Annotated in this window: 17 protein-coding genes; 13 read left to right on the forward strand and 4 right to left on the reverse strand. The window is 67.0% G+C overall.

Annotated features, from left to right (window positions below):
• Window positions 1-13: 13 nt before the first annotated feature.
• The 8 genes from E7811_RS05200 (at window position 14) to E7811_RS05235 (ending at window position 9,466) form a co-directional block, all read left to right on the forward strand.
• Entirely contained in the window at window positions 14-2,893 is a 2,880-nt protein-coding gene (locus tag E7811_RS05200) for a monovalent cation/H+ antiporter subunit A (protein ID WP_136393490.1), read from the forward strand.
• On the forward strand, window positions 2,893-3,240 hold the full coding sequence (locus E7811_RS05205; protein WP_136393491.1) for a Na+/H+ antiporter subunit C: 348 nt from the start codon (window positions 2,893-2,895) through the stop codon (window positions 3,238-3,240). Before E7811_RS05200 ends, E7811_RS05205 begins: the two co-directional genes overlap by 1 nt.
• Window positions 3,240-4,754: a monovalent cation/H+ antiporter subunit D gene (locus E7811_RS05210; RefSeq protein ID WP_136394239.1), complete on the forward strand. Its 1,515-nt coding sequence runs from the start codon at window positions 3,240-3,242 to the stop codon at window positions 4,752-4,754. The genes E7811_RS05205 and E7811_RS05210 overlap by 1 nt, the downstream gene beginning before the upstream one ends.
• Window positions 4,751-5,251, forward strand: a complete 501-nt coding sequence (locus E7811_RS05215; protein WP_136393492.1) for a Na+/H+ antiporter subunit E — start codon at window positions 4,751-4,753, stop codon at window positions 5,249-5,251. Before E7811_RS05210 ends, E7811_RS05215 begins: the two co-directional genes overlap by 4 nt.
• 11 nt (window positions 5,252-5,262) lie before the next feature.
• On the forward strand, window positions 5,263-5,532 hold the full coding sequence (locus E7811_RS05220; protein ID WP_136394240.1) for a K+/H+ antiporter subunit F: 270 nt from the start codon (window positions 5,263-5,265) through the stop codon (window positions 5,530-5,532).
• Between the two features lie 13 nt (window positions 5,533-5,545).
• Entirely contained in the window at window positions 5,546-5,956 is a 411-nt protein-coding gene (locus E7811_RS05225; protein ID WP_136393493.1) for a Na+/H+ antiporter subunit G, read from the forward strand.
• 108 nt (window positions 5,957-6,064) lie between these two features.
• On the forward strand, window positions 6,065-7,042 hold the full coding sequence (gene deoC / locus E7811_RS05230) for a deoxyribose-phosphate aldolase (protein ID WP_246020297.1): 978 nt from the start codon (window positions 6,065-6,067) through the stop codon (window positions 7,040-7,042).
• Between the two features lie 81 nt (window positions 7,043-7,123).
• Window positions 7,124-9,466, forward strand: a complete 2,343-nt coding sequence (locus tag E7811_RS05235; RefSeq protein WP_136393495.1) for an aldehyde dehydrogenase family protein — start codon at window positions 7,124-7,126, stop codon at window positions 9,464-9,466.
• Window positions 9,467-9,474: 8 nt separating this feature from the next.
• Here the strand turns inward: E7811_RS05235 and E7811_RS05240 are convergent, their stop codons facing one another.
• The gene (locus E7811_RS05240) at window positions 9,475-10,029 is read right to left on the reverse strand and encodes a YqgE/AlgH family protein (protein ID WP_136393496.1); all 555 of its coding nucleotides are present in this window, start codon (window positions 10,027-10,029) and stop codon (window positions 9,475-9,477) included.
• 141 nt (window positions 10,030-10,170) lie between these two features.
• Between E7811_RS05240 and E7811_RS05245 the strand changes: the two genes are divergently transcribed.
• Complete coding sequence (locus E7811_RS05245) at window positions 10,171-11,001, forward strand: protein-disulfide reductase DsbD domain-containing protein (RefSeq protein WP_136393497.1); 831 nt, start codon at window positions 10,171-10,173, stop codon at window positions 10,999-11,001.
• 36 nt (window positions 11,002-11,037) lie between these two features.
• On the opposite strand, the gene E7811_RS05250 is transcribed toward E7811_RS05245, so the two are convergent.
• From E7811_RS05250 to E7811_RS05260, 3 genes are all read right to left on the reverse strand, one after another.
• Window positions 11,038-14,421: an efflux RND transporter permease subunit gene (locus E7811_RS05250; protein WP_136393498.1), complete on the reverse strand. Its 3,384-nt coding sequence runs from the start codon at window positions 14,419-14,421 to the stop codon at window positions 11,038-11,040.
• Between the two features lie 3 nt (window positions 14,422-14,424).
• The gene (locus E7811_RS05255) at window positions 14,425-15,888 is read right to left on the reverse strand and encodes an efflux RND transporter periplasmic adaptor subunit (RefSeq protein ID WP_136393499.1); all 1,464 of its coding nucleotides are present in this window, start codon (window positions 15,886-15,888) and stop codon (window positions 14,425-14,427) included.
• Between the two features lie 108 nt (window positions 15,889-15,996).
• Window positions 15,997-16,845: a uracil-DNA glycosylase gene (locus E7811_RS05260; protein WP_136393500.1), complete on the reverse strand. Its 849-nt coding sequence runs from the start codon at window positions 16,843-16,845 to the stop codon at window positions 15,997-15,999.
• A 151-nt stretch (window positions 16,846-16,996) separates the two neighbouring features.
• Here E7811_RS05260 and E7811_RS05265 point away from each other — a divergent pair, with 151 nt between their 5' ends.
• The 4 genes from E7811_RS05265 to plsY are packed head-to-tail and all read left to right on the forward strand — an operon-like array spanning window position 16,997 to window position 20,307.
• Window positions 16,997-17,959 carry an aspartate carbamoyltransferase catalytic subunit gene (locus E7811_RS05265; protein ID WP_136393501.1) on the forward strand — a complete coding sequence of 321 codons (963 nt, stop codon included), beginning with the start codon at window positions 16,997-16,999 and terminating at the stop codon, window positions 17,957-17,959.
• A complete protein-coding gene (locus E7811_RS05270) occupies window positions 17,952-18,416 on the forward strand; it encodes a hypothetical protein (protein WP_246020227.1) in 465 nt (154 codons plus the stop codon). Before E7811_RS05265 ends, E7811_RS05270 begins: the two co-directional genes overlap by 8 nt.
• Complete coding sequence (gene pyrC / locus E7811_RS05275) at window positions 18,382-19,695, forward strand: dihydroorotase (protein ID WP_168732932.1); 1,314 nt, start codon at window positions 18,382-18,384, stop codon at window positions 19,693-19,695. The genes E7811_RS05270 and pyrC overlap by 35 nt, the downstream gene beginning before the upstream one ends.
• Window positions 19,696-20,307, forward strand: coding sequence for a glycerol-3-phosphate 1-O-acyltransferase PlsY (plsY, locus tag E7811_RS05280; RefSeq protein WP_136393502.1), 612 nt, complete (start codon window positions 19,696-19,698; stop codon window positions 20,305-20,307).
• Window positions 20,308-20,324: the final 17 nt, after the last annotated feature.

The raw sequence follows: 20,324 nt of genomic DNA on the forward strand, positions 1-20,324 counted from the left end.
AACCACCCCCCGCATGTCTCTCGCCCTGATCGCTGCGCTGCCGTTCCTTGGCGCGCTTCTTCCCGGACTCATGATCCGCGCAGGGCGCAACGCCTGCGCCATGACCACCGGCTTCGTCACCGCGCTGGCGCTTCTGATGCTGGGGCTGCATGCGCCCGCGGTCCTTCGGGGCGAGGTCATCCAGACCCGCATCGAATGGCTGCCCGGCCTTGGCCTGAACGCGAATTTCTTTCTTGACGGACTGGGCCTGCTGTTTGCCGGGCTGATCCTCGGGATCGGCCTTCTGATCATCCTGTACGCCCGGTTCTACCTGTCGAAATCCGATCCGATGGGGCAGTTCTATACCTACCTCATGCTGTTCCAGGGCGCGATGGTCGGGATCGTGCTGTCTGACAACATCCTGCTTTTGCTGGTGTTCTGGGAACTTACCTCGCTGTCGTCCTTCCTGCTGATCGGCTACTGGAAGCACCTTCCCGAAGGCCGCCAGGGCGCGCGGATGGCGCTGACGGTGACGGGTGCGGGCGGGCTTGCCATGATCGCGGGCATGCTGATCCTGGGCAACATCGCGGGCAGCTATGACCTGACGGTGATCCTTCAGAACAAGGAGGCGATCCAGGCCAGCGAATGGTATCTGCCGGCGCTGATCCTGATCCTTCTCGGCGCCTTCACGAAATCGGCGCAGTTCCCCTTCCACTTCTGGCTGCCGCACGCGATGGCGGCGCCGACGCCCGTCTCGGCCTATCTGCATTCCGCGACGATGGTGAAGGCGGGGCTGTTCCTGATGGCGCGGATGTGGCCGGTTCTGGCGGGCACGCCCGAATGGTTCTACATCGTCGCGACGACGGGGCTTGTGACGATGGTGCTTGCCGCCAAGATCGCGCTGTTCAAGGATGACCTGAAGGCGCTGCTGGCCTTTTCGACCGTCAGCCACCTTGGCCTGATCACCATGCTTCTGGGCTTTGGCACCAAGGCGGCGGCGACGGTGGCGATGTTCCACATCATCAACCATGCGACGTTCAAGGCCGCGCTCTTCATGTCGGCGGGCATCGTCGACCACGAGGCGCACACCCGCGACATCAAGCGGTTGGGCGGCCTGCGCCACCTGATGCCCGTGACCTTCGCGATCGCGCTGATCGCAAGCCTTTCGATGGCGGGCATCCCGCCGCTGAACGGGTTCCTTTCCAAGGAAATGATGCTGGAGGAGACCGCCCACACCGTCTGGGCCGGGTCGCACTGGCTGATGCCGGTGCTGGCGACGCTGGGGGCACTTTTCTCGGTCGCCTATTCCTTCCGCTTCCTGGCCCATACCTTCCTGGGGCCGGTGCGCGATGACTATCCGCACAAGCCGCACGATCCGGGCTTCGGCATGTGGGCGGCCCCGGCCCTGCTGGCCGCGCTGGTCGTGATCATCGGGCTTGTGCCGATGACGGCGGCGGGCTGGCTGGTGGATGCCGCCGCCGGGGCCGTCACGGGCGAACCCGTCGCGGCCAAGATCAAGCACTGGCACGGCCTTGGATCGCCCGCCCTGTGGATGTCGGTGCTGGCCGTGGGCGGCGGCCTGATGCTGCTGGCAAGCCACGCGCGGCTTGACGCGATCTGGAACGCCACCCCCCGCCCCGAGGCGAAGCGCATCTTCGACGGCATCGTCGAACCCCTGGCGGCGCTTGCCCGCCGGGTGACGGCGATCAGCCATGACGGGTCGCTGACGCGGTATCTGGCGATCGCCACGGTGACGATCACCGCGCTTGGGTATTATGCCTGGGCGACCGCCGACCACGGCACGGGAACGCGGGCGCTGACCCCGATCCAGACGGTTCCGGCGATCGGCTGGTTCCTGCTGGTCGTCTCGTCGCTGGCGCTGGTGGCCTTCCACCGCAACCGTCTGCTGACGCTGGTCCTTGTCGGCGTGATCGGCCTGATGGTGTCCGTGGGCTTTGCCTACATGTCGGCCCCCGACCTTGCGCTGACGCAGATCAGCGTCGAGGTGGCCACCGTGATCCTGCTGCTGCTGGCGCTGAACTTCCTGCCCAAGACGACGCCCGTCGAAAGCTCGGGCGGGCGGAAACTGCGCGACGGCTTGATTGCGGCCTTCGGCGGCACCGGGGTGGGTGTGCTGATCTATGCGCTGATGACGCGCGACTTCGCCTTCCCCTCGATCGCCGAATACCACCTGGCCAATTCCTACAAGGAAGGCGGCGGCACCAATGTGGTCAACGTGATCCTCGTGGACTTCCGCGGCTATGATACCTTCGGCGAGATCACCGTGCTGGGGATCGGCGCCATCGTGATCTATGCGCTGACCGAGGCGCTGTTGCGCGGCGGGCCGGCCAACGACCGCCTGCTGGCCTGGTCGCCCGACCAGCGCCGCGCGGGCGACCGCCACCCGCTGATGCTGGTGGTGGCGACACGGCTGATGCTGCCGGTCGCGCTGATCGTGGGTGTCTACATCTTCCTGCGGGGCCACAACATGCCCGGCGGCGGCTTCATCGCGGGTCTGGTGGTCGCGATCGCGCTGGTCATGCAATACATGGCATCGGGCTTTGCCTGGACGCAGGCACGCCAGAAGATCGACTATCACGCGCTGATCGGCGCAGGGGTCCTGATCGCAGCCGCGACCGGCATCGGCGCCTGGTTCAACGGCGTTCCCTTCCTGACCTCGGACTTCGGCTATGTGAACATCTGGCCGCTTGAGGAATTCGAACTGGCCACCGCCGCGCTGTTCGACCTTGGCGTGTTCCTGACCGTTCTGGGGGCCGTGATGCTGGCACTGGCCTCGCTCAGCCGGATCGCCATCCGCGCGGGCGAGACGATCAACGTCGATGCCTTCGATATCCACCCCGAGAACGACGGCCCCCGCACCGAACCCGCAACCACGACGACGGAGGCCCGCTGATGGAACTTCTCGTAGCCTCGGCCATCGGCGTGATGACGGCGGTCGGCATCTACCTGATCCTGCGCCAGCGCACCTTCCCGGTGATCGTGGGCCTGGCCATGTTGTCCTATGCGGTCAACGTGTTCATCTTCGCCAGCGGGCGGATCAAGATCGGCTTCCCGCCGATCCTGAACAAGTATGCCGAAACCTCCTACACCGATCCGCTGACGCAGGCGCTGGTGCTGACGGCGATCGTGATCAGCTTCGGTATGACGGCCGTGATCGTGATGATGGCGCTCGGGTCGTTCCTTGAAACCGGGGATGACCGGATCGACATGACCGACAAGACCGACGGAGAAGACGCATGATGTCGCACTGGATCATCGCGCCCGTCGTGCTGCCGGCGGTCATGGGGGCGTTCATCGTGCTGACGATGCGGCACGACCTGTTGCTGCAACGCGTGTTTTCCATCGCGGCGACGGGCGCGCTTGCCGTCATATCGCTGGCCCTGCTGTGGGCCGCCAGCGTGAACCCGCCCGAGGTCTACCGGCTGGGCAACTGGCCCGCACCTTTCGGCATCGTCCTGATGCTCGACAGGCTGTCGGCCGTGATGGTGGCGCTGACCGCCTTCCTGGCGCTGGCCGTCCAGATCTATTCCGCTTCCACCGGATGGGATACGCGGGGGCGGCATTTCCATGCGCTCTGGCAATTCCAGCTGATGGGGGTCTGCGGGGCCTTCCTGACGGCGGACGCCTTCAACCTGTTCGTCTTCTTCGAAGTGCTGCTGATCGCATCCTATGGCCTGATGATCCATTCGGGCGGGCGCGACAGGCTGCGCGCGGGCGTGCAGTATGTGGCCTACAACCTTGTCGGTTCGACCCTGTTCCTGTTCGCCCTGGCGACGATCTATTCGATCACCGGCACTCTGAACATGGCCGACATCGCGGGCAAGGTCGCGGCCCTGCCCGAACAGGACTGGGCGATGATCCGGGTCGGCGCGATCCTTCTGATCCTTGTCTTCGCGATCAAGGGCGCGCTGGTGCCGATGCAGTTCTGGCTGCCGGCGACCTATGCCAACGCCCCCGGCCCCGTGGCCGCGCTGTTTGCGGTGATGACCAAGGTCGGCGCCTATGCCATGATCCGCACCGGAACGCTGATGTTTCCGCCCGCGACTCCGGCCACCGGCACCTTCCTGTCGGATCTGATCCTGATCGCCGCGCTTCTGACGCTGGCCGTGGGCGCGATCGGCGTCCTGGGGGCGCGGTCGCTGGGGTGGCTGGTGGCCTTCGCCGCCATCGCCTCGATGGGGACGCTGTTCGTCGCCATCTCGCAGTTCACGCCCGAGGCGACGGCCGCGGCGCTTTACTACACGCTGCATTCGACCCTGGCGGCGGCGATCCTGTTCCTTGTGGCCGATCTGGTCGCGGACCGCCGCGCGCACCTGCGCCTGACCGAGGCGCTGCCCCCGATCGCGCGCAGCGGGCTCATCGCGGCCCTGTTCTTTGCCGGGGCGATCGCGATGGCCGGGATGCCGCCGCTGTCGGGCTTCCTGGGCAAGCTGATGATCCTCGATGCGACGCGCGGCGATAGCATGGCCCTGATCTGGAGCGTGATCCTTGCAACCTCGCTGATCACCATCGTCGGCCTGTCTCGCGCAGGGTCCGTGCTGTTCTGGAAGGCGCACGCCAGCACGCCCGAAGAGCCAGCCGAAACAAAGGACGAACCGCTGTCCTTCGCGGCCGTCTTCCTGCTGATCGCCGGTCTGGTCGCGCTGACCGTGTTCGCCGGTCCGGTCATGGGCTGGATGGAGGCGACAGCCGCGAACCTGCATGATCCGTCGTCCTATATCGGCGCCAACGCCCTTGTGGAGGTGGGGAAATGACCATGTTCCTGCGCAGGCTGTTCCCCCACCCCTACCTGACCTTGCTGCTGTTCGTCGTCTGGATGCTGCTGGTCAACCAGTTCAAGATCGGATCGCTTTTGATGGCCCTGATCCTGGCCATCGCGATCCCGCTTCTGACGGCACCCTACTGGCCCGACCGGCCCCGTCTGCGGTCGCTTCCGGCGATCGTCGGATATGTGCTGATCGTGCTCTACGACATCGTGAAGTCCAACTTCATCGTCGCCGGGATCGTGCTGTTCAAGAAGAACGAAGACCTGCGCCCGGCCTGGTTCACCGTCCCGCTTGACCTGAAGACGCCCGAGGCGATCACCGTGCTGGCCGGAACCATCACGCTGACGCCGGGGACGTTGACGGCGGACATGTCGGGTGACGGGCATGTGCTGCTGATCCACTGCCTGCACGCCCCCGACCCGGACAGCGTGCGGGACGAGATCAAATCGCGCTACGAGGCCCGCCTGAAAAGGATTTTCGAATGACAGACCTTGGCTTGCTCGACTGGGCGCTGACCTTCGCCTTCGCCTGCTTCGGCGTGGGTCTTCTGTTCAACCTCTACCGCATCGCACGCGCCCCGGCCGTGCCGGACCGCATCCTTGCGCTGGATACGATGGTGATCAACGTGATCGCGCTTCTGGTCCTTTACGGCATCAGGACGGGATCGGGGATCAACTTCGAGGCGGCCATGCTGTTTGCCATGACCGGCTTCGTCTCGACCGTCGCCTATGCCAAGTTCATCCTGCGCGGCGACATCATCGAATGACCGGAGGCCAGCCATGATAGCGGAAATCCTGATCTCGGCCCTTCTGGTGATGGCGGGCATCTTCGGGCTTGTCGGCAGCTTCGGCCTGCTGAAACTGCCCGACCTGATGACGCGGCTTCACGCGCCCACCAAGGCCACGACCGTCGGCGTGGGTGGCGTGCTGATCGCCTCGATGGCCTATTTCCTGATCTTCGAGGGCAAGCTCAGCTGGCACGAACTGCTGATCACGCTGTTCCTCTTGCTGACCGCGCCGATCACCGCGAATTTCATCGCCAAGGCGCATATCCACCGCGAAATGACCGCGCGGGACCTGCCCGTGACGGGAACCGAACGGGACTGGGCCACGCTGATGCCGTCGGATGAACCCGTACAGCCGGTGATGAACCGCGTGGACGAACCGCCGCGGCAGGTTTCTGACCATTAGGTCAAATTCCTGCGCACCTCCCCCCGCGGCACCCTTGCGCGGGGCGGCTTGGGCGTGCGAACCTGACGGCATCCAGAGCCGGAGGCCGCACCCGTGACCACGACCGAGATTTCCCGAACCCGGCAAACTTTGCCGCAGGTCGCCCATGCCCGGAATCCGGGAATGGAGCTTGATCTGGACTGGGTCGCCGCGGTGCAGGCCAACACTTCGGCCATCGAACGGCGCGCGGCGTCACTGGGTGGGCGGCGCAGCGTGAAGAAGGACTATCAGGCCGCCTGGCTGTGCAAGGCGATCAGCCTGATCGACCTGACCACCCTTTCAGGTGACGACACCGAGGGCCGCGTGCGGCGGCTTTGCGCCAAGGCCCGCCAGCCGGTCGCGCCCTGGATGCTGGAACGTCTGGGGATGGAGGGGCTGACCACGGGGGCGGTCTGCGTCTATCACGAGATGGTCGAAACCGCCGTCCGCGCGCTGGAAGGCACGAACATTCCGGTGGCCGCGGTTTCCACCGGGTTTCCGGCCGGCCTGTCGCCTTATCGCCTGCGCATCGCCGAAATCGGCGAAAGCGTGAAGGCCGGGGCGAAGGAGATCGACATCGTGATCTCGCGCCGCCATGTCCTGACCGGAAACTGGCAGGCGCTTTACGACGAGATGCGCGAGATGCGCGCGGCCTGCGGCGAGGCCCATGTCAAGGCGATCCTGGCCACTGGCGAATTGCAGACCCTGCGCAATGTCGCCCGCGCGAGCCTTGTCTGCATGATGGCGGGCGCCGATTTCATCAAGACCTCGACCGGGAAGGAGACCGTGAACGCCACCCTGCCCGTCAGCCTGACAATGATCCGCGCGATCCGCGACTACGAGGCGCGGACCGGCTTCAAGGTGGGCTACAAGCCCGCGGGCGGGATTTCCAAGGCCAAGGACGCGCTTCTGTATCTGGCACTGATGAAGGATGAACTGGGCCATCCCTGGCTGCAACCCGACCTGTTCCGTTTTGGCGCGTCCAGCCTTCTGGGCGATATCGAACGCCAGTTGGAACATCACCTGACCGGCGCCTATTCGGCCGCCAACCGTCATGCCATGGCCTGAGGGCGGGCAGGGGGCGCTGCCCCCTCGGGCCTTGCGGCCCTCACCCCCGGGATATTTTCGCCAAAATGAAGGACCGCACCGATGACCGTCCGCGACATCTTTGACAGCATGGCCTATGGCCCCGCCCCGGAATCGGATGCCGAGGCACGCGCCTGGATCGCCCGCCACGGCGGCAGGTTCGGCCATTTCATCGACGGCCGCTTCACCGCGCCCGGCGCGACCTTCGCCACCAGAAACCCGGCACGGGGCGAGGTTCTGGCCGAAGTGACGCAAGGGGCGGCGGCGGATGTGGATAGGGCGGTCGCCGCGGCGGCGCGGGCCTATCCGAAATGGTCGAGGACGCCGGGGCATGAACGCGCGCGCATCCTTTATGGGCTGGCGCGGCTGGTGCAGAAACACGCGCGGCTCCTGGCGGTGCTCGAGACGATGGACAACGGCAAGCCCATCCGCGAGGCGCGCGACATCGACATCCCGCTGGTGGCTCGGCATTTCTATTACCACGCGGGTCTGGCGCAGCTGATGGCGTCGGAACTGCCCGATCACGCCCCCCTGGGCGTCTGCGGCGCGGTGATCCCGTGGAATTTTCCCCTGCTGATGCTGGCCTGGAAGGTGGCGCCGGCGCTGGCCGCGGGGAACACGGTGGTGCTGAAGCCCGCCGAATACACGCCCCTGACCGCCCTGCTGTTCGCCGAGATCACGCGCGAGGCGGGTCTGCCGAAGGGCGTTCTGAACATCGTGACCGGCGACGGCGATACCGGCGCGGCGCTGGTCGCCCATCCGGGCGTGGCCAAGATCGCCTTCACCGGGTCGACCGAGGTTGGCCGGATCATCCGCAAGGCCACCGCGGGCAGCGGCAAGGCGCTGACGCTGGAACTGGGCGGCAAGTCCCCCTACATCGTTTTCGACGATGCCGATCTGGACAGCGCGGTCGAAGGGCTGGTCGACGCGATCTGGTTCAATCAGGGGCAGGTCTGCTGTGCGGGCTCGCGCCTGATCGTGCAGGAAGGTGTCGCCGACCGTTTCCATGACAAGCTGAAGCGGCGGATGGACGGGCTGCGGCTCGGCGATCCCCTGGACAAGTGCATCGACGTCGGCGCGATTGTCGATCCGGCGCAGCGCGACCGGATCGCGGCGATGGTGGATGGCTGCGCCGAAGGCGAAACCTATCGTGCCGCCAGCCCGGTGCCGGACGGGTGCTTCTATCCGCCCACGCTGATCACCGGCCTGTCACCTGCGAACCCCCTTTGCCAGGAAGAGATCTTCGGCCCCGTCCTTGTGTCTATGACCTTCCGCACGCCCGCCGAGGCGGTCGATCTGGCCAACAACACGCGCTTTGGCCTGGCCGCCAGCGTCTGGACCGAAAACCTGAACCTCGCACTGGATATCGCACCGAAGATCCGGGCGGGGGTCGTCTGGGTGAATGCCACGAACCTGTTCGACGCGGCGGCGGGGTTTGGCGGGGTCCGCGAAAGCGGCTTTGGCCGCGAAGGCGGGTGGGAGGGGCTTCTGGCCTATCTGAAGCCGAAGGGCACGGCGCGCGCGCTGAAACCCGTGGCAGCCGCGCCCGAACCGGCGCAGCCCCGGGCCGACGGTATCGACCGCACCGCCAAGCTTTACATCGGCGGCAAGCAGGCCCGGCCCGACGGCGGCTATTCGCGCGCGGTGTGGTCACCCGGGGGGCGGCTTCTGGGCCATGTCGGCCTTGGCAACCGCAAGGACATCCGCAACGCCGTCGAAGCGGCCCATGCGGCGAAGGGATGGGCAAGGTCGACCGCGCACAACCGCGCGCAGGTCATCTATTACATCGCCGAGAACCTTTCGGCCCGTGCGACCGAGTTCGCCGACCGCCTGTCCGCAATGACCGGCAAGCCGGGCAAGGCCGAGGTAGAGGCCGCGATCGGGCGCCTCTTCACCTATGCGGCCTGGGCCGACAAGTGGGAAGGGCGCGCCAAGCCCGTGCCGATGCACGGCATTGCGCTGGCGATGAACGAACCGGTGGGCGTGATCGGCGCGCTTTGCCCCGACGAGGCGCCGCTGCTGGGGCTGGTCAGCCTGATGGCCCCGGCGATTGCCATGGGCAACGCCTGCGTGCTGGTGCCCTCATCCGCCTATCCTCTGGCGGCGACCGACCTCTATCAGGTGCTTGACACCTCGGACCTGCCGGGCGGCGTGGTGAACATCGTGACGGGCGATCCTGACGACCTGGCCAGACCGCTTGCGGGGCATCTGGATGTGGATGCCGTCTGGTGCTTTGGCCGCGGCGATCTTTCGGCGAAAGTGGAAGCCGAGGCCGCCGGGAACCTCAAGCGCACATGGGTCAATCACGGCATGGCGCGCGACTGGTTTGCCCCTGCCTCGGAAGGTGCCGAATTCCTGCGCGCCGCGACCGAGGTCAAGACCGTCTGGGTGCCTTACGGGGAATAGACCGCGCGTCAGGCTCGGCCCGCCGCCGCCGACAGGGTCAGCGGGTCCACCCCCAGCCTTTTCAGGGCCAGGGCCCATTTCGCCCCGTCATCGCGCGCAAAGACCAGATCGGGCGGCGCACTGACGGTCAGCCAGTCGTTCCTGAGGATTTCGGATTCAAGCTGCCCCGGCCCCCAGCCGGAATACCCGAGCGCAAGCAGCGCCTGCGCCGGCCCCGTGCCTTTCGCGATTGCCTGAAGGATGTCGAGCGTGGCGGTCATGCCAAAACCCTCGGTGACATCCATCGTCGCGCGGCCGCCGGTCCAGTCGGCGGAATGCAGGACGAACCCGCGCCCCCGTTCGACCGGCCCGCCGTAATGCACGCGGATATCCTGGCCTTCCGGCACGCTGGGGATGTCCAGTTGATCGAGCAGCGCCGCGAAGGGCAGGTCGGGATTGGGCTTGTTGATGATGAGCCCCATCGCCCCTTCCGGCGAATGGGCACAGATGAAGACGACGCTCTTGTCAAAACGTGGGTCGCCCATGCCGGGCATCGCAATCAGCAACTGGCCGCAAAGGTCCATCTGTCGCCTCCTTCGTTTGTAAAGATATGGCCTGCCTGCCGCCCCATCTCAAGGGGCGCACGTGCCACAGCAGCGGATGGTCACCTGCGCTTCTCCGGAATGTGATTTCCGCCTGCGCGCTCAGTGCTTATGTCTGAAGGCATGACCAAAGAAGCGACTCGTCCCATCCTGCGCTCCGGCGCGCTGATTTCCGCCTTCGTGGCCCTGTCCGCCTTCGGCGCCGTTCCGGCCGAGGCCCAGAACCCCGTTGTCGAGGCTCAGATGCTGGGCGGCTGGCAAACCGACAGCGGCAGCCGGATGGCGGCAGCGCAGTTCACCCTGTCCCCGGAATGGAAGACCTACTGGCGCGCGCCGGGCGATGCGGGCATCCCGCCGATGTTCGACTGGGCCGGGTCCGAGAACGTGGCCAGCGTCCGCTTTCACTGGCCACGCCCGATCGTGTTCGATTTCAACGGGATGCGGACCATCGGCTATCGCAATGAACTGGTCCTGCCGATCGAGGTGACGCCGAAGGACCCGTCACAACCGATCAAGCTCAGGGCTTCGGTCGATATCGGGGTATGCCGCGATATCTGCGTTCCGGCCACGATCGACCTGCGGGCCGATCTGGACGGGCAAGGGGCGCCGGATGGCACGATCAAGGCGGCACTGGGCGCACGTCCGGCCACCGCGCGCGAGGCCGGCGTGGCCGAGGTCAGTTGCGCGGTCGAACCGATCTCTGACGGGCTGCGGGTGACCGCACGGGTCACGATGCCGGCCCTTGGCGCGGATGAGGTGGTGGTGATCGAACCGGGCGGCGCGGCGCCGGTCTGGGTGTCCGAGGCCACGGTGACGCGCCGGGGCGGCGAACTTGTGGCGACGGCCGATCTGGTGCCCGACCGGGCGGGCTTCGCGCTGGACAGGTCGCAGGTGACGCTGACCGTTCTGGGCGACGACCGCGCGGTCGAGATCCGGGGTTGCCCCGCGCCCTGATCTTCCTTGCGCCGGTCGGGCCTGCGGCCCGCGCCCCTAATCCTGCGGGCGGATACCGGCGGCACGCCCGATCAGCAGCGCCAACACGGTGATCGCGCCGGCCATGAACGCGAAAAGCGCCATCGCCCCCGCCGCCGGTGCCGCATCAAGCAGCGGAACCGCTGATGCGATCCATCCGGGCAGTGCGCCCGTGACCGCCACCCATCCCAGCGTGGCGGCAAAGGCCAGCGCCATCGCCGCCGCCGCACCAAGGATCGCGATCCGGGGCTTGCCGTGGCCGCGCCAGATCATCCGGCGCGTCGATCCGATCAAGTGGGCGATGTCATCCTGAACCGCCAGCAGCGCGGGCACCACGATCAGCACCAGAACCATGCCGAAGCCGAGGCCATAGACCAGCGTGATCACGGTGGGCTTCAGGAACGCCGCCTGCGACGAGGTTTCGTAAAGCAGCGGCGCCAGACCCAGCACGGTCGTCAGCGTCGTCAGCAGGACGGGGCGCAGACGATCTGTCACCGCATCCATGATCGCCGGGATCATGCCGCGTTTCTCGGCGTATTCGTCGACGGTTGAAATCAGCACGATCGCATCGTTGATGATGATCCCCGTCATGCCGATCAATCCGACGATCGAGAACATCGACAGCGGCGCATCCCACCAGACATGCCCCCAGATCGCCCCGACAAGGCCGAAGGGAATGACCGACATCACGACAGCGGGCCGTGTCCAGCTTGAAAACACCCAAGCCAGCGTCAGGTAGATGCCACCCAGCGAAAAGACGAGCCCCATCCACGCCCCGCCCAGGAATTCGCGTTCCTGTTCGGCCTGCCCGGCCAGACGGTAACCGACGCCGAAATCAGCCTCGATCCGGGGCAGGATCTCCTGTTCCAGCGCGCGCTGGACCTCGGTGGCGCGGTCGGGGTCGTCCTCGGCCAGGTTGCCGGTGACCGAGACAAGCCTCAGGCCATTTTCGCGCCGGATCGTTGAAAAGCCCGACCGGCGTTCCACGGTCACGATATCGGACAGCGGCACATACTGGCCCGCGCCGCTGCGCATCAGCGTCCGGTCCAGGAAATCCGCCGTCAGTTCACCCGGCGGCAGTTCGACCCGGATCGACACCGACCGGGGGCCATCGGGATAGGTCGCCGCCTCGATCCCGTTCAGGCGGTTGCGCAAGGTCCGGCCAAGGCTGTCGATGGAAAAGCCCAGGGCCTTGCCCTGCGCGGTCAGGTTGAGGATCAGTTCTTCCTTGTCGTAGGCCAGCGTGTCCTCAAGCCCCGACACCTCGGGATAGACCGAAAGCGCGGCCTTCAGCGCCTCGGCGGCGGCCTTCAGTTCCTCGGCCGAGGCGCCGAACAGGTCGACGGCCAGACTGTCGCCGCCGGGGCCGAACCATGCCGACCGGAATGACAGTTCCTCAAGCCGGGGATGGGCGCGAACCTCTTCCTGCAATGCCTCGACGAAAAGCGAGGCCGAATAGGGGCGCAGGTCCGGGTCGATCAGTTCCATCGAGATGCCGCCCAAGAGGTCGGGATCCTTGGTGTCGGCCCCCGACAACCCGCGCCCGGCATTGCCGCCCACCTCGGCCAGGACGAAGGTCAGCGGGAACACCCCGTGTTCCGCTTCGAAACGCTTCGCCACAGCCTCGGTCGCACGTTGGGCCTCGCGCATCATCGCAAGCGTGTCCTCACGGGTCGCGCCGGGCAGCATCGCGAAGTTTCCGGTGACGCTGGCCTGTTCTGGGGGAGCGAAGAAGCGGAACTGCAGATCGCCGCGCACGAAGGTCGCCGCCTGCGTGGACAGGGCCAGAACCACAAGTGCCAGAACCGGATAGCGGAACCTCAGGACCCATCCCATCCCCGGCCGCACCACGGTGCGCTGAAGCCAGCCGAAGCCCTTCATCACCGTGCGCGACGGCCAGTCGTACCAGGCCTCGCGCCCGGCATGGGCAAGCGCGTGGGCCATGTGGTTGGGCAGGATCAGGAAACATTCGACCAGCGAGGCCACCAGCACCGCGATCACCGTCCATGGGATATCGGTGATCATGTGGCCGAAGTTGCCGCCGATCGAGGTGAGCCCGCCAAAGGCGATGACCGTCGTGAGCGTCGAGGCCGCGACCGGCATCGCCATGCGCCGCGCGCCGTTCTCGGCGGCCACCAGTGGCGGTTCCTTCAACTGTCGCGCGCGGAAGTCGGCATGTTCGCCCACGACGATGGCATCGTCCACGACAATCCCCAGCGTGATGATCAGCGCGAAAAGCGAAATCATGTTCAGCGTCATTCCCGACCAGTACATGATCGCGATCGCCGCCATCATCGACACCGGGATGCCCGCCGCCACCCAAAGCGCGGTGCGCGCGTTCAGGAACAGGAACAGAAGCCCCACCACCAGCGCAAGCCCCATCGCCCCGTTGTCCAGAAGCAGTTTCAGCCGGTCGGTGATCTGTTCCGCCCGCGTGCGCACCAGATCGACGCGCACGCCGTCAGGCAGGGAAAGCTGCATCGCGGCGGCCACCTCGGCCACGGTCGCCTGAAGCCGGATCGCGTCGCCTTCCTCGCTGCGGTCCACGCGGATCGACATCGCCGGATCATTGCCCACGAAATAGGCGCGGTCCCGGTCGGCGCCCTCGACCCGGACGGTCGCCACATCGCCCACGGTCAGGGTCGACCCGTCCGGCAGGGATCGCAGCACGATCGCCTCGATCTGGTCGGGGCCGCGCCTTTCGCTGCCCGTCCGCACCCGCGCGCCCGACGATCCGACATCGCCCGCCGGTGCGGTCTGCGCCTCGGCGGCGATGGCAGAGGCGATCTGGGCCATCGTCACGTCATGCCGGATCAGCGCGACCGTGGGCACCTCGACAACCACCTCGTCGGCGGCAAGGCCCTGGATCGTCGTCCGGGTCACGCCCGCGGCAAACAGGCGGCCCACGAATTCATCGGCAAATCGGCCGAGCTGATCCACCGACACCGGCCCGGTGATGACGACATCCGTCACCCGGTCGCGCCAGACATTGCGCCGGACCGACGGTTCCTCGGCATCGGCGGGCAGGTCGCCGACATTGTCGGCCACCGCCTGCACATCTTCGGTCGCCTGACCCAGATCGTGCCCGGCCTCGAATTCCAGCGTGATCCTTGCCGACCCCTCGACCGATCGCGATGTGATGTTCGTCACCCCGTCGATGGTCAGCAGCGTCGGTTCAAGGACCTGCACGATGGCGCGGTCCACGTCATCTGGCCCGGCCCCTTCCCAGGCCACAGACAGCGTGACCTCGGGGTTGACCACATCGGGGAAATACTGCGCGCGGATCTGCGTCATGGCAAAGCCGCCCGCCGCCAGCATCACCAGAAGGACCAGATTGGCCAGCGTCCGGTGCCGGGTGAAATAGGACAGGATCCCCTTCCCTTCCTCGAACCGCCGGGCCATCCGTCAGCCCCCCATCCGCTGTTCCAGACGTTCGACCACCTGAAGCGGGACGCGCGCCTGCTGCAACTGCGCCAGGACCCGCGCCTTGGCATCGGCGGGCATTCTGTCATTCCCTTCGACAAAGGCGATCAGGGCGGCGCGCCGTTCCTCGGTCAGTTCCACAAGTTCGGGGCCAACAGGCACCTCGGCTGCGGCCTGGGGGCGGACCGGACGCACCTTGATGCCTGCCCCCAGAAGCGGCGAGCGTTCGGTGACGATCTCGCGCCCCGCAAGCCCCTCGGGCAGCGAGACGATCACGCTGTCGGCCTGCCGGCGCAGAAGCGTGACGGGCACGGCCTCAAGCCGGTCTTCCGCGCCCACGGCAAGGACGGTGCCGTCGCTTCCCAGGGCCGTCGCGGGCAGTTCGGCCACGCCATCAAGCGCGGGCTCCTCGATCCGGACGGTGACGAAATCGCCGGGGCGGAAGCCGGCCGCATCGTCGAGCGCGGCATAGATGAGGCGCCCGGTCTGCCCCTCGCCCACTGCGGCGCCGACCCGCGTGATGTGGCCCGTGGCGGCAATCTCGGCCCCCGCGACATCCAGCGAGATGGTCAGCGGCGCCTGTACGATCTGCCCCGCGCCGTCCAGCATCCGCGCATATTGCGAGGCCGACAGACGAAAGGACACCTCCAGCGCGCCGGGATCGATCAGTTCGGCAAGGTTCTCGTTCATCCCGACGACCCGCCCGACGGCGACGTTCACCGCGTTGAGGCGCCCGTCGAAGGTGGCATGGATTTCGGTTTCCGTCAGGGCGCGTTCCGCTTCGGCCAAAGCAACCGCGGCGCGGGCGCTGGCGGTCTCGGTCAGGCCGACGCGGGCCTCGGCCGCGCTCAGCGCCTGACGCCGCGACAGGACCGCCTGATCAGCAGCGGATGCGGCCAGTGCCGCCGTTTCCACCGCCGCATCCGATCCGACGCCCCGCGCCTTGAGGTCCTCCTGCCGGGTCAGCGCCTGCGTCCTGAGTCGCGCCTGAACCTCGGCGGCCGCCAGTTCGTCGCGCGCAAGGTCAAGCGCGCGCAGCGCCTCGACCGCCTCGGCCCGCGCCTTTTCCTGATCGGCCGCAGCCAGATCCCGCGCGGCCATCGCATCGGCGGGATCGAGCCTGACCAGCATCTGCCCGGCCGCGACCGACGCGCCGTCCTCGAACCCGTCGGCAAGCCAGATCACCGTGCCAGAGCGCGGGCTGCGCAACTCCAGCGTTCGTCGTGACCGGATTTCGCCAAAGGCGGTCATCACCGGAACGACGCGGCCCGGCTCCACAGTCATCACGGCGGCCGAAAAAACCCGTTCGCGCTGCGGCATGCCCGGGCCGCCGTCGGCCATCCGCGCCTTCACCGCATTCATCATCGTCAGGCCGGCCAGCGCAAGGATGCCCAGCGTCAGCGCGAAGAGGAAAAGCCCCAACAAACTCCGTGCGAAGAACCGCATGCCACCTGCCCTTTTCCGGTCGGTACTGGATGATACGTCTAACGCAGGGAAACGGATGCAGAAAGATTCCCCGTCCGGCTGAAACGCCGCAGCCCCCCGCTTCCGTCGTCACGCTTTCGCGAGCCGGGCCTTGAGCGACAGAAGATCGGCCCAGGCCTCGCGCTTGGCGTGGGGCTGGCGCAACAGGAAGGCCGGGTGCGTCATCGGCAGGACGGGACGGCCGAAGCCCTCGGCCCACTGGCCGCGCAGCCGCAGGATGCCGCGCTTTTCCAGCACCGCCGCGCAGGCGGCGTTGCCCATCAGCACGATCGCCTCGGGATCGGCCAGATCGACATGGCGTTGCAGGAACGGGCGCATCATGGCGATTTCGGCCGGTTCCGGTTCGCGGTTTCCCGGCGGGCGCCAGGGCAGGACATTCGTGATATAGACCGCGCGTTCGGCGTCGGGGCTGGCACGGTCAAGGCCGATGGCCGCAAGCATCCTGTCAAGCAACTGACCGGCACGACCGACGAAGGGGCGACCTTCCAGATCCTCCTCGCGTCCCGGCGCCTCGCCGATGATCATCAGCCGCGCCCTTGGCGAGCCATCGCTGAAGACGGTGTTGCGCGCGCCTTGGCGCAGGTCGCAATGCGGAAAGGCAGCCATCGCCTCGCGAAGATCATCAAGGGACTGCGCGGACATCGCGGCGGCACGCGCGGCCTCGACCGGGTCGGGCCGCGCCTCTGCCGGGCGTGGCGCGGCGGCGGCCTCGCGCGGGGCCGGGGCGGGGGCGGCGCGGGCCTGTCCCGCAGCCGCGGCACTTTGCGGGGCGGCATCGGCAAGCGCATAACGGTCGACCGGGGCCTCGCCCACCGGGTCGACAGCCCCCAGATCGACCTGCCATGCCAAGGCCGCAAGCGCGGCGTGCCAGTCGCCTGCCCAGTTGCCCGGCCAATCCTCGGATACTGCGAATCCCATGCGTCCGACGCTACGCCCCACGGGGCGCCGCATCAAGCCGCCGACAGGCACGAGGGCACGCTGCCAGCATGGCCGCGCAGGCTTGCCCGATCCCCCCGGCCTTTCTATAAGCGGCCCCAGACGCCCGTTTCCCCCTTGCACGGAGATGCCGATGACCTTTCGCGCCCGCCACCTTCTGGGCATCGAACATCTGGCGCCCGAAGAAATCCGGAGCGTCCTTGACCTTGCCGATCGCTATGTCGACCTGAACCGCCGCACGGTGAAACAGTCTGACGCGCTGGCGGGGATGACCCAGATCAACATGTTCTTCGAAAATTCGACCCGCACGCAGGCCAGTTTCGAACTGGCGGGAAAGCGGCTTGGGGCCGATGTGATGAACATGGCGGTGGCCCAGTCCAGCGTGAAGAAGGGCGAAACCCTGATCGACACGGCGCTGACGCTGAACGCCATGCATCCCGATCTTCTGGTGGTGCGGCACCCGAATTCGGGCGCGGTGAACCTGCTGGCGTCGAAGGTCAACTGCGCGGTGCTGAACGCGGGCGACGGCAAGCACGAACATCCCACCCAGGCCCTGCTGGACGCCCTGACGATCCGGCGCGAGAAGGGCCGGATCCAGCGCCTGACGGTCGCGATCTGCGGCGACATCGCCCACAGCCGCGTGGCACGGTCGAACCTGATCCTGCTGGGCAAGATGGAAAACCGCATCCGGCTGATCGGCCCGCCCACCCTGATGCCCTCGGGCGTCGCGGAGTTTGGCGCCGAGGTCTATGACGACATGCGCGAGGGCCTGAAGGGCGCCGATGTGGTGATGATGCTCAGGCTGCAGAAGGAACGGATGGACGGCGGATTCATCCCGTCGGAACGCGAATACTATCACCGCTACGGGCTGGATGCCGAAAAGCTGGCCCATGCAAGGCCCGATGCCATCGTCATGCACCCCGGCCCGATGAACCGCGGGGTCGAGATCGACGGCGAGATCGCCGACGACATCAACCGCAGCGTCATTCAGGAACAGGTCGAAATGGGCGTTGCGGTGCGCATGGCCTGCATGGACCTTCTGGCGCGCAACCTGCGGGCGGAACGGGGCGCGAAGGCAGCCGAAACCTATGTCTGACCTGCCGCGCGATCCGCTGATGGGCGTCACCGTCCCCCTGGCCGAGGGCGAACGGCTTCTGGACGAGTTCCGCGCCGACCGCATGGCCTATGTCAAAAGCCACCTGATCATGGCCGTCCTTGGCGGCGCGGTCGCGGGGCTTGTCCTGGTCTGGATGGGCAACCCCGACCCCTGGATCGGGCCGGTGGCCGCGATCCTCGCCCTGGGCGCGCGCGGCTGGTACCTGGCGTCCGAGGCGCTGGCTGCCGTCTGGCGGCTGACCGACCGGCGGCTGATCGGCCCCGGCGGGCGCCAGATCGGCCTGGCCGAGATGGAAACCGTCCGCCCGTTCTTCGGCGATGTGCAGGTCGTCACCCGGTCGGGCGACAAGCACCTTCTGAAATACCTTGCCGATCCGGCCGATGCGGTCGCCCGCATCACCGATGCGAAGAACGGCAAACGCAAACCCCGGCGCTGAGGTCACGATGCTCCATTTCACCAACGCCCGCCTGATCGACCCGGAAACCGGAACCGACGCCCCCGGCAGCCTGACAGTGGCCGAGGGGATGATCGCCGCACGCGACGGCACCGCGCCCCAAGGCGCGCGGGTGATCGACTGCAGCGGCAAATGCCTTGCCCCGGGGATCGTGGACATCGGCGTGAAAGTGGGCGAACCCGGCGAACGGCACCGCGAATCCTTCCGCTCGGCCGGGTTGGCGGCGGCGGCGGGCGGCGTGACCACCATCATCTGCCGCCCCGATACCTCGCCCGCCATCGACACGCCCGAGGTGCTTGAATTCGTCACCCGTCGCGCGCGCGAGGCAAGCCCGGTGCGCATCCGCCACATGGCCGCGCTGACGAAGGCCCGGCAGGGCCAGGAAATGACCGAGATCGGTTTCCTGCTGGATGCGGGCGCGATTGCCTTCACCGATGCCGATGCCGTCGGCACCAACACCAAGTCGCTGGCCCGCGCCTATACCTATGCGCGCAGCCTTGGCGCGCTGATCGTGGGCCACCCGCAGGAACCCGGCCTGTCGAAGGGCGCGGCCGTGACCAGCGGCAAGTTCGCCAGCCTGCGCGGCCTGCCGGGCGTGCACCCGATGGCCGAACGGATGGGGTTTGATCGCGACATGGCCCTGGTCGAGATGACGGGCGTCGCCTATCACGCCGATCAGGTCACCACCGCCCGCACCCTGCCCGCGCTGGAACGGGCCAAGGCGAACGGGCTGAATGTCACGGCGGGGGTGTCGATCCACCACCTGACGCTGAACGAACTGGACGTCGGCGATTACCGCACCTTCTTCAAGCTGACCCCGCCGCTTCGGTCCGAGGATGACCGTATCGCGATGGTGCAGGCGGTGGCCGAAGGGCTGATCGACATCATCTGTTCGATGCATACCCCGGCGGACGAGGAATCAAAGCGCCTGCCCTTCGAAGAGGCGGCCTCGGGCGCGGTCGCGCTGGAAACCTTTCTGCCTGCGGCGATGGCGCTGTATCATGCGGGGGCGATGGACCTGCCCGGGCTGTGGCGCGCGATGGCGCTCAATCCGGCGCGGCGGCTTGGCCTGCCGCAGGGGCGGCTGGCCATCGGCGCGCCCGCCGATCTGGTGCTGTTCGACCCGGACGCGCCTTTCGTCCTTGACCGCTCATCGCTGCGGTCGAAGTCCAAGAACACACCCTTTGACGGCCGACGGATGGAGGGTAAGGTCTGGGCGACGTTCGTTGCGGGCGAACAAGTGTTCGGACATGAGGGATAAATGCCGGAACTGGTAACCGACGGGGCCACGCTGACGATCGTTGCGGCCCTTGCCTATCTGCTTGGCTCGATCCCCTTCGGCATCGTGATCACCCGCGCGTTGGGTCTGGGCGACCTGCGCAAGATCGGGTCGGGCAACATCGGGGCGACGAACGTGCTGCGCACGGGCAACAAGCCTGCCGCGGCCGCGACCCTGATCCTCGATGCCGCCAAGGGCGGGATTGCCGCGCTGATCGCGCGCTGGCTGGTGGCCGAGGATGCCGCCCAGCTGGCGGGGCTTGCGGCCTTTCTGGGCCATATCTTCCCGATCTGGCTGAACTTCAAGGGCGGCAAGGGGGTGGCTACCTTCCTTGGCACACTGATCGCGCTGTCCTGGCCCATCGGCCTTGCCTGCTGCGCGACGTGGCTTCTGACCGCCTTCCTGTCGCGCATTTCATCGCTATCGGCGCTTGTGGCGGCTTCGTCCTCGACCTTCTGGATGTTCTTTCTTGGCCAGCATCAGCTTTTGATCCTCGGCATGATCCTTACGGTCATCGTCTTCGTCCGTCATGGCGACAACATCCGCCGCCTGAAGGCCGGCACCGAACCGAAGATCGGCCGCAAGAAGGGCTGAGACGCGCCGACGCCCGC

Source organism: Aliigemmobacter aestuarii, from assembly GCF_004799285.1.
GTDB classification, from domain to species: Bacteria; Pseudomonadota; Alphaproteobacteria; order Rhodobacterales; family Rhodobacteraceae; genus Aliigemmobacter; species Aliigemmobacter aestuarii.

Coding starts and splice junctions, on each gene's coding strand:
- E7811_RS05270 (WP_246020227.1), top strand. CDS start 17,952: ATGTCTGACCTGCCGCGCGATCCGCTGATGGGCGTCACCGTCCCCCTG.
- E7811_RS05240 (WP_136393496.1), bottom strand. CDS start 10,029: ATGGACCTTTGCGGCCAGTTGCTGATTGCGATGCCCGGCATGGGCGAC.
- E7811_RS05235 (WP_136393495.1), top strand. CDS start 7,124: ATGACCGTCCGCGACATCTTTGACAGCATGGCCTATGGCCCCGCCCCG.
- E7811_RS05215 (WP_136393492.1), top strand. CDS start 4,751: ATGACCATGTTCCTGCGCAGGCTGTTCCCCCACCCCTACCTGACCTTG.
- E7811_RS05260 (WP_136393500.1), bottom strand. CDS start 16,845: ATGGGATTCGCAGTATCCGAGGATTGGCCGGGCAACTGGGCAGGCGAC.
- plsY (WP_136393502.1), top strand. CDS start 19,696: ATGCCGGAACTGGTAACCGACGGGGCCACGCTGACGATCGTTGCGGCC.
- E7811_RS05210 (WP_136394239.1), top strand. CDS start 3,240: ATGTCGCACTGGATCATCGCGCCCGTCGTGCTGCCGGCGGTCATGGGG.
- E7811_RS05225 (WP_136393493.1), top strand. CDS start 5,546: ATGATAGCGGAAATCCTGATCTCGGCCCTTCTGGTGATGGCGGGCATC.
- pyrC (WP_168732932.1), top strand. CDS start 18,382: ATGCGAAGAACGGCAAACGCAAACCCCGGCGCTGAGGTCACGATGCTC.
- E7811_RS05255 (WP_136393499.1), bottom strand. CDS start 15,888: ATGCGGTTCTTCGCACGGAGTTTGTTGGGGCTTTTCCTCTTCGCGCTG.
- E7811_RS05250 (WP_136393498.1), bottom strand. CDS start 14,421: ATGGCCCGGCGGTTCGAGGAAGGGAAGGGGATCCTGTCCTATTTCACC.
- E7811_RS05245 (WP_136393497.1), top strand. CDS start 10,171: ATGACCAAAGAAGCGACTCGTCCCATCCTGCGCTCCGGCGCGCTGATT.
- E7811_RS05200 (WP_136393490.1), top strand. CDS start 14: ATGTCTCTCGCCCTGATCGCTGCGCTGCCGTTCCTTGGCGCGCTTCTT.
- E7811_RS05265 (WP_136393501.1), top strand. CDS start 16,997: ATGACCTTTCGCGCCCGCCACCTTCTGGGCATCGAACATCTGGCGCCC.
- E7811_RS05205 (WP_136393491.1), top strand. CDS start 2,893: ATGGAACTTCTCGTAGCCTCGGCCATCGGCGTGATGACGGCGGTCGGC.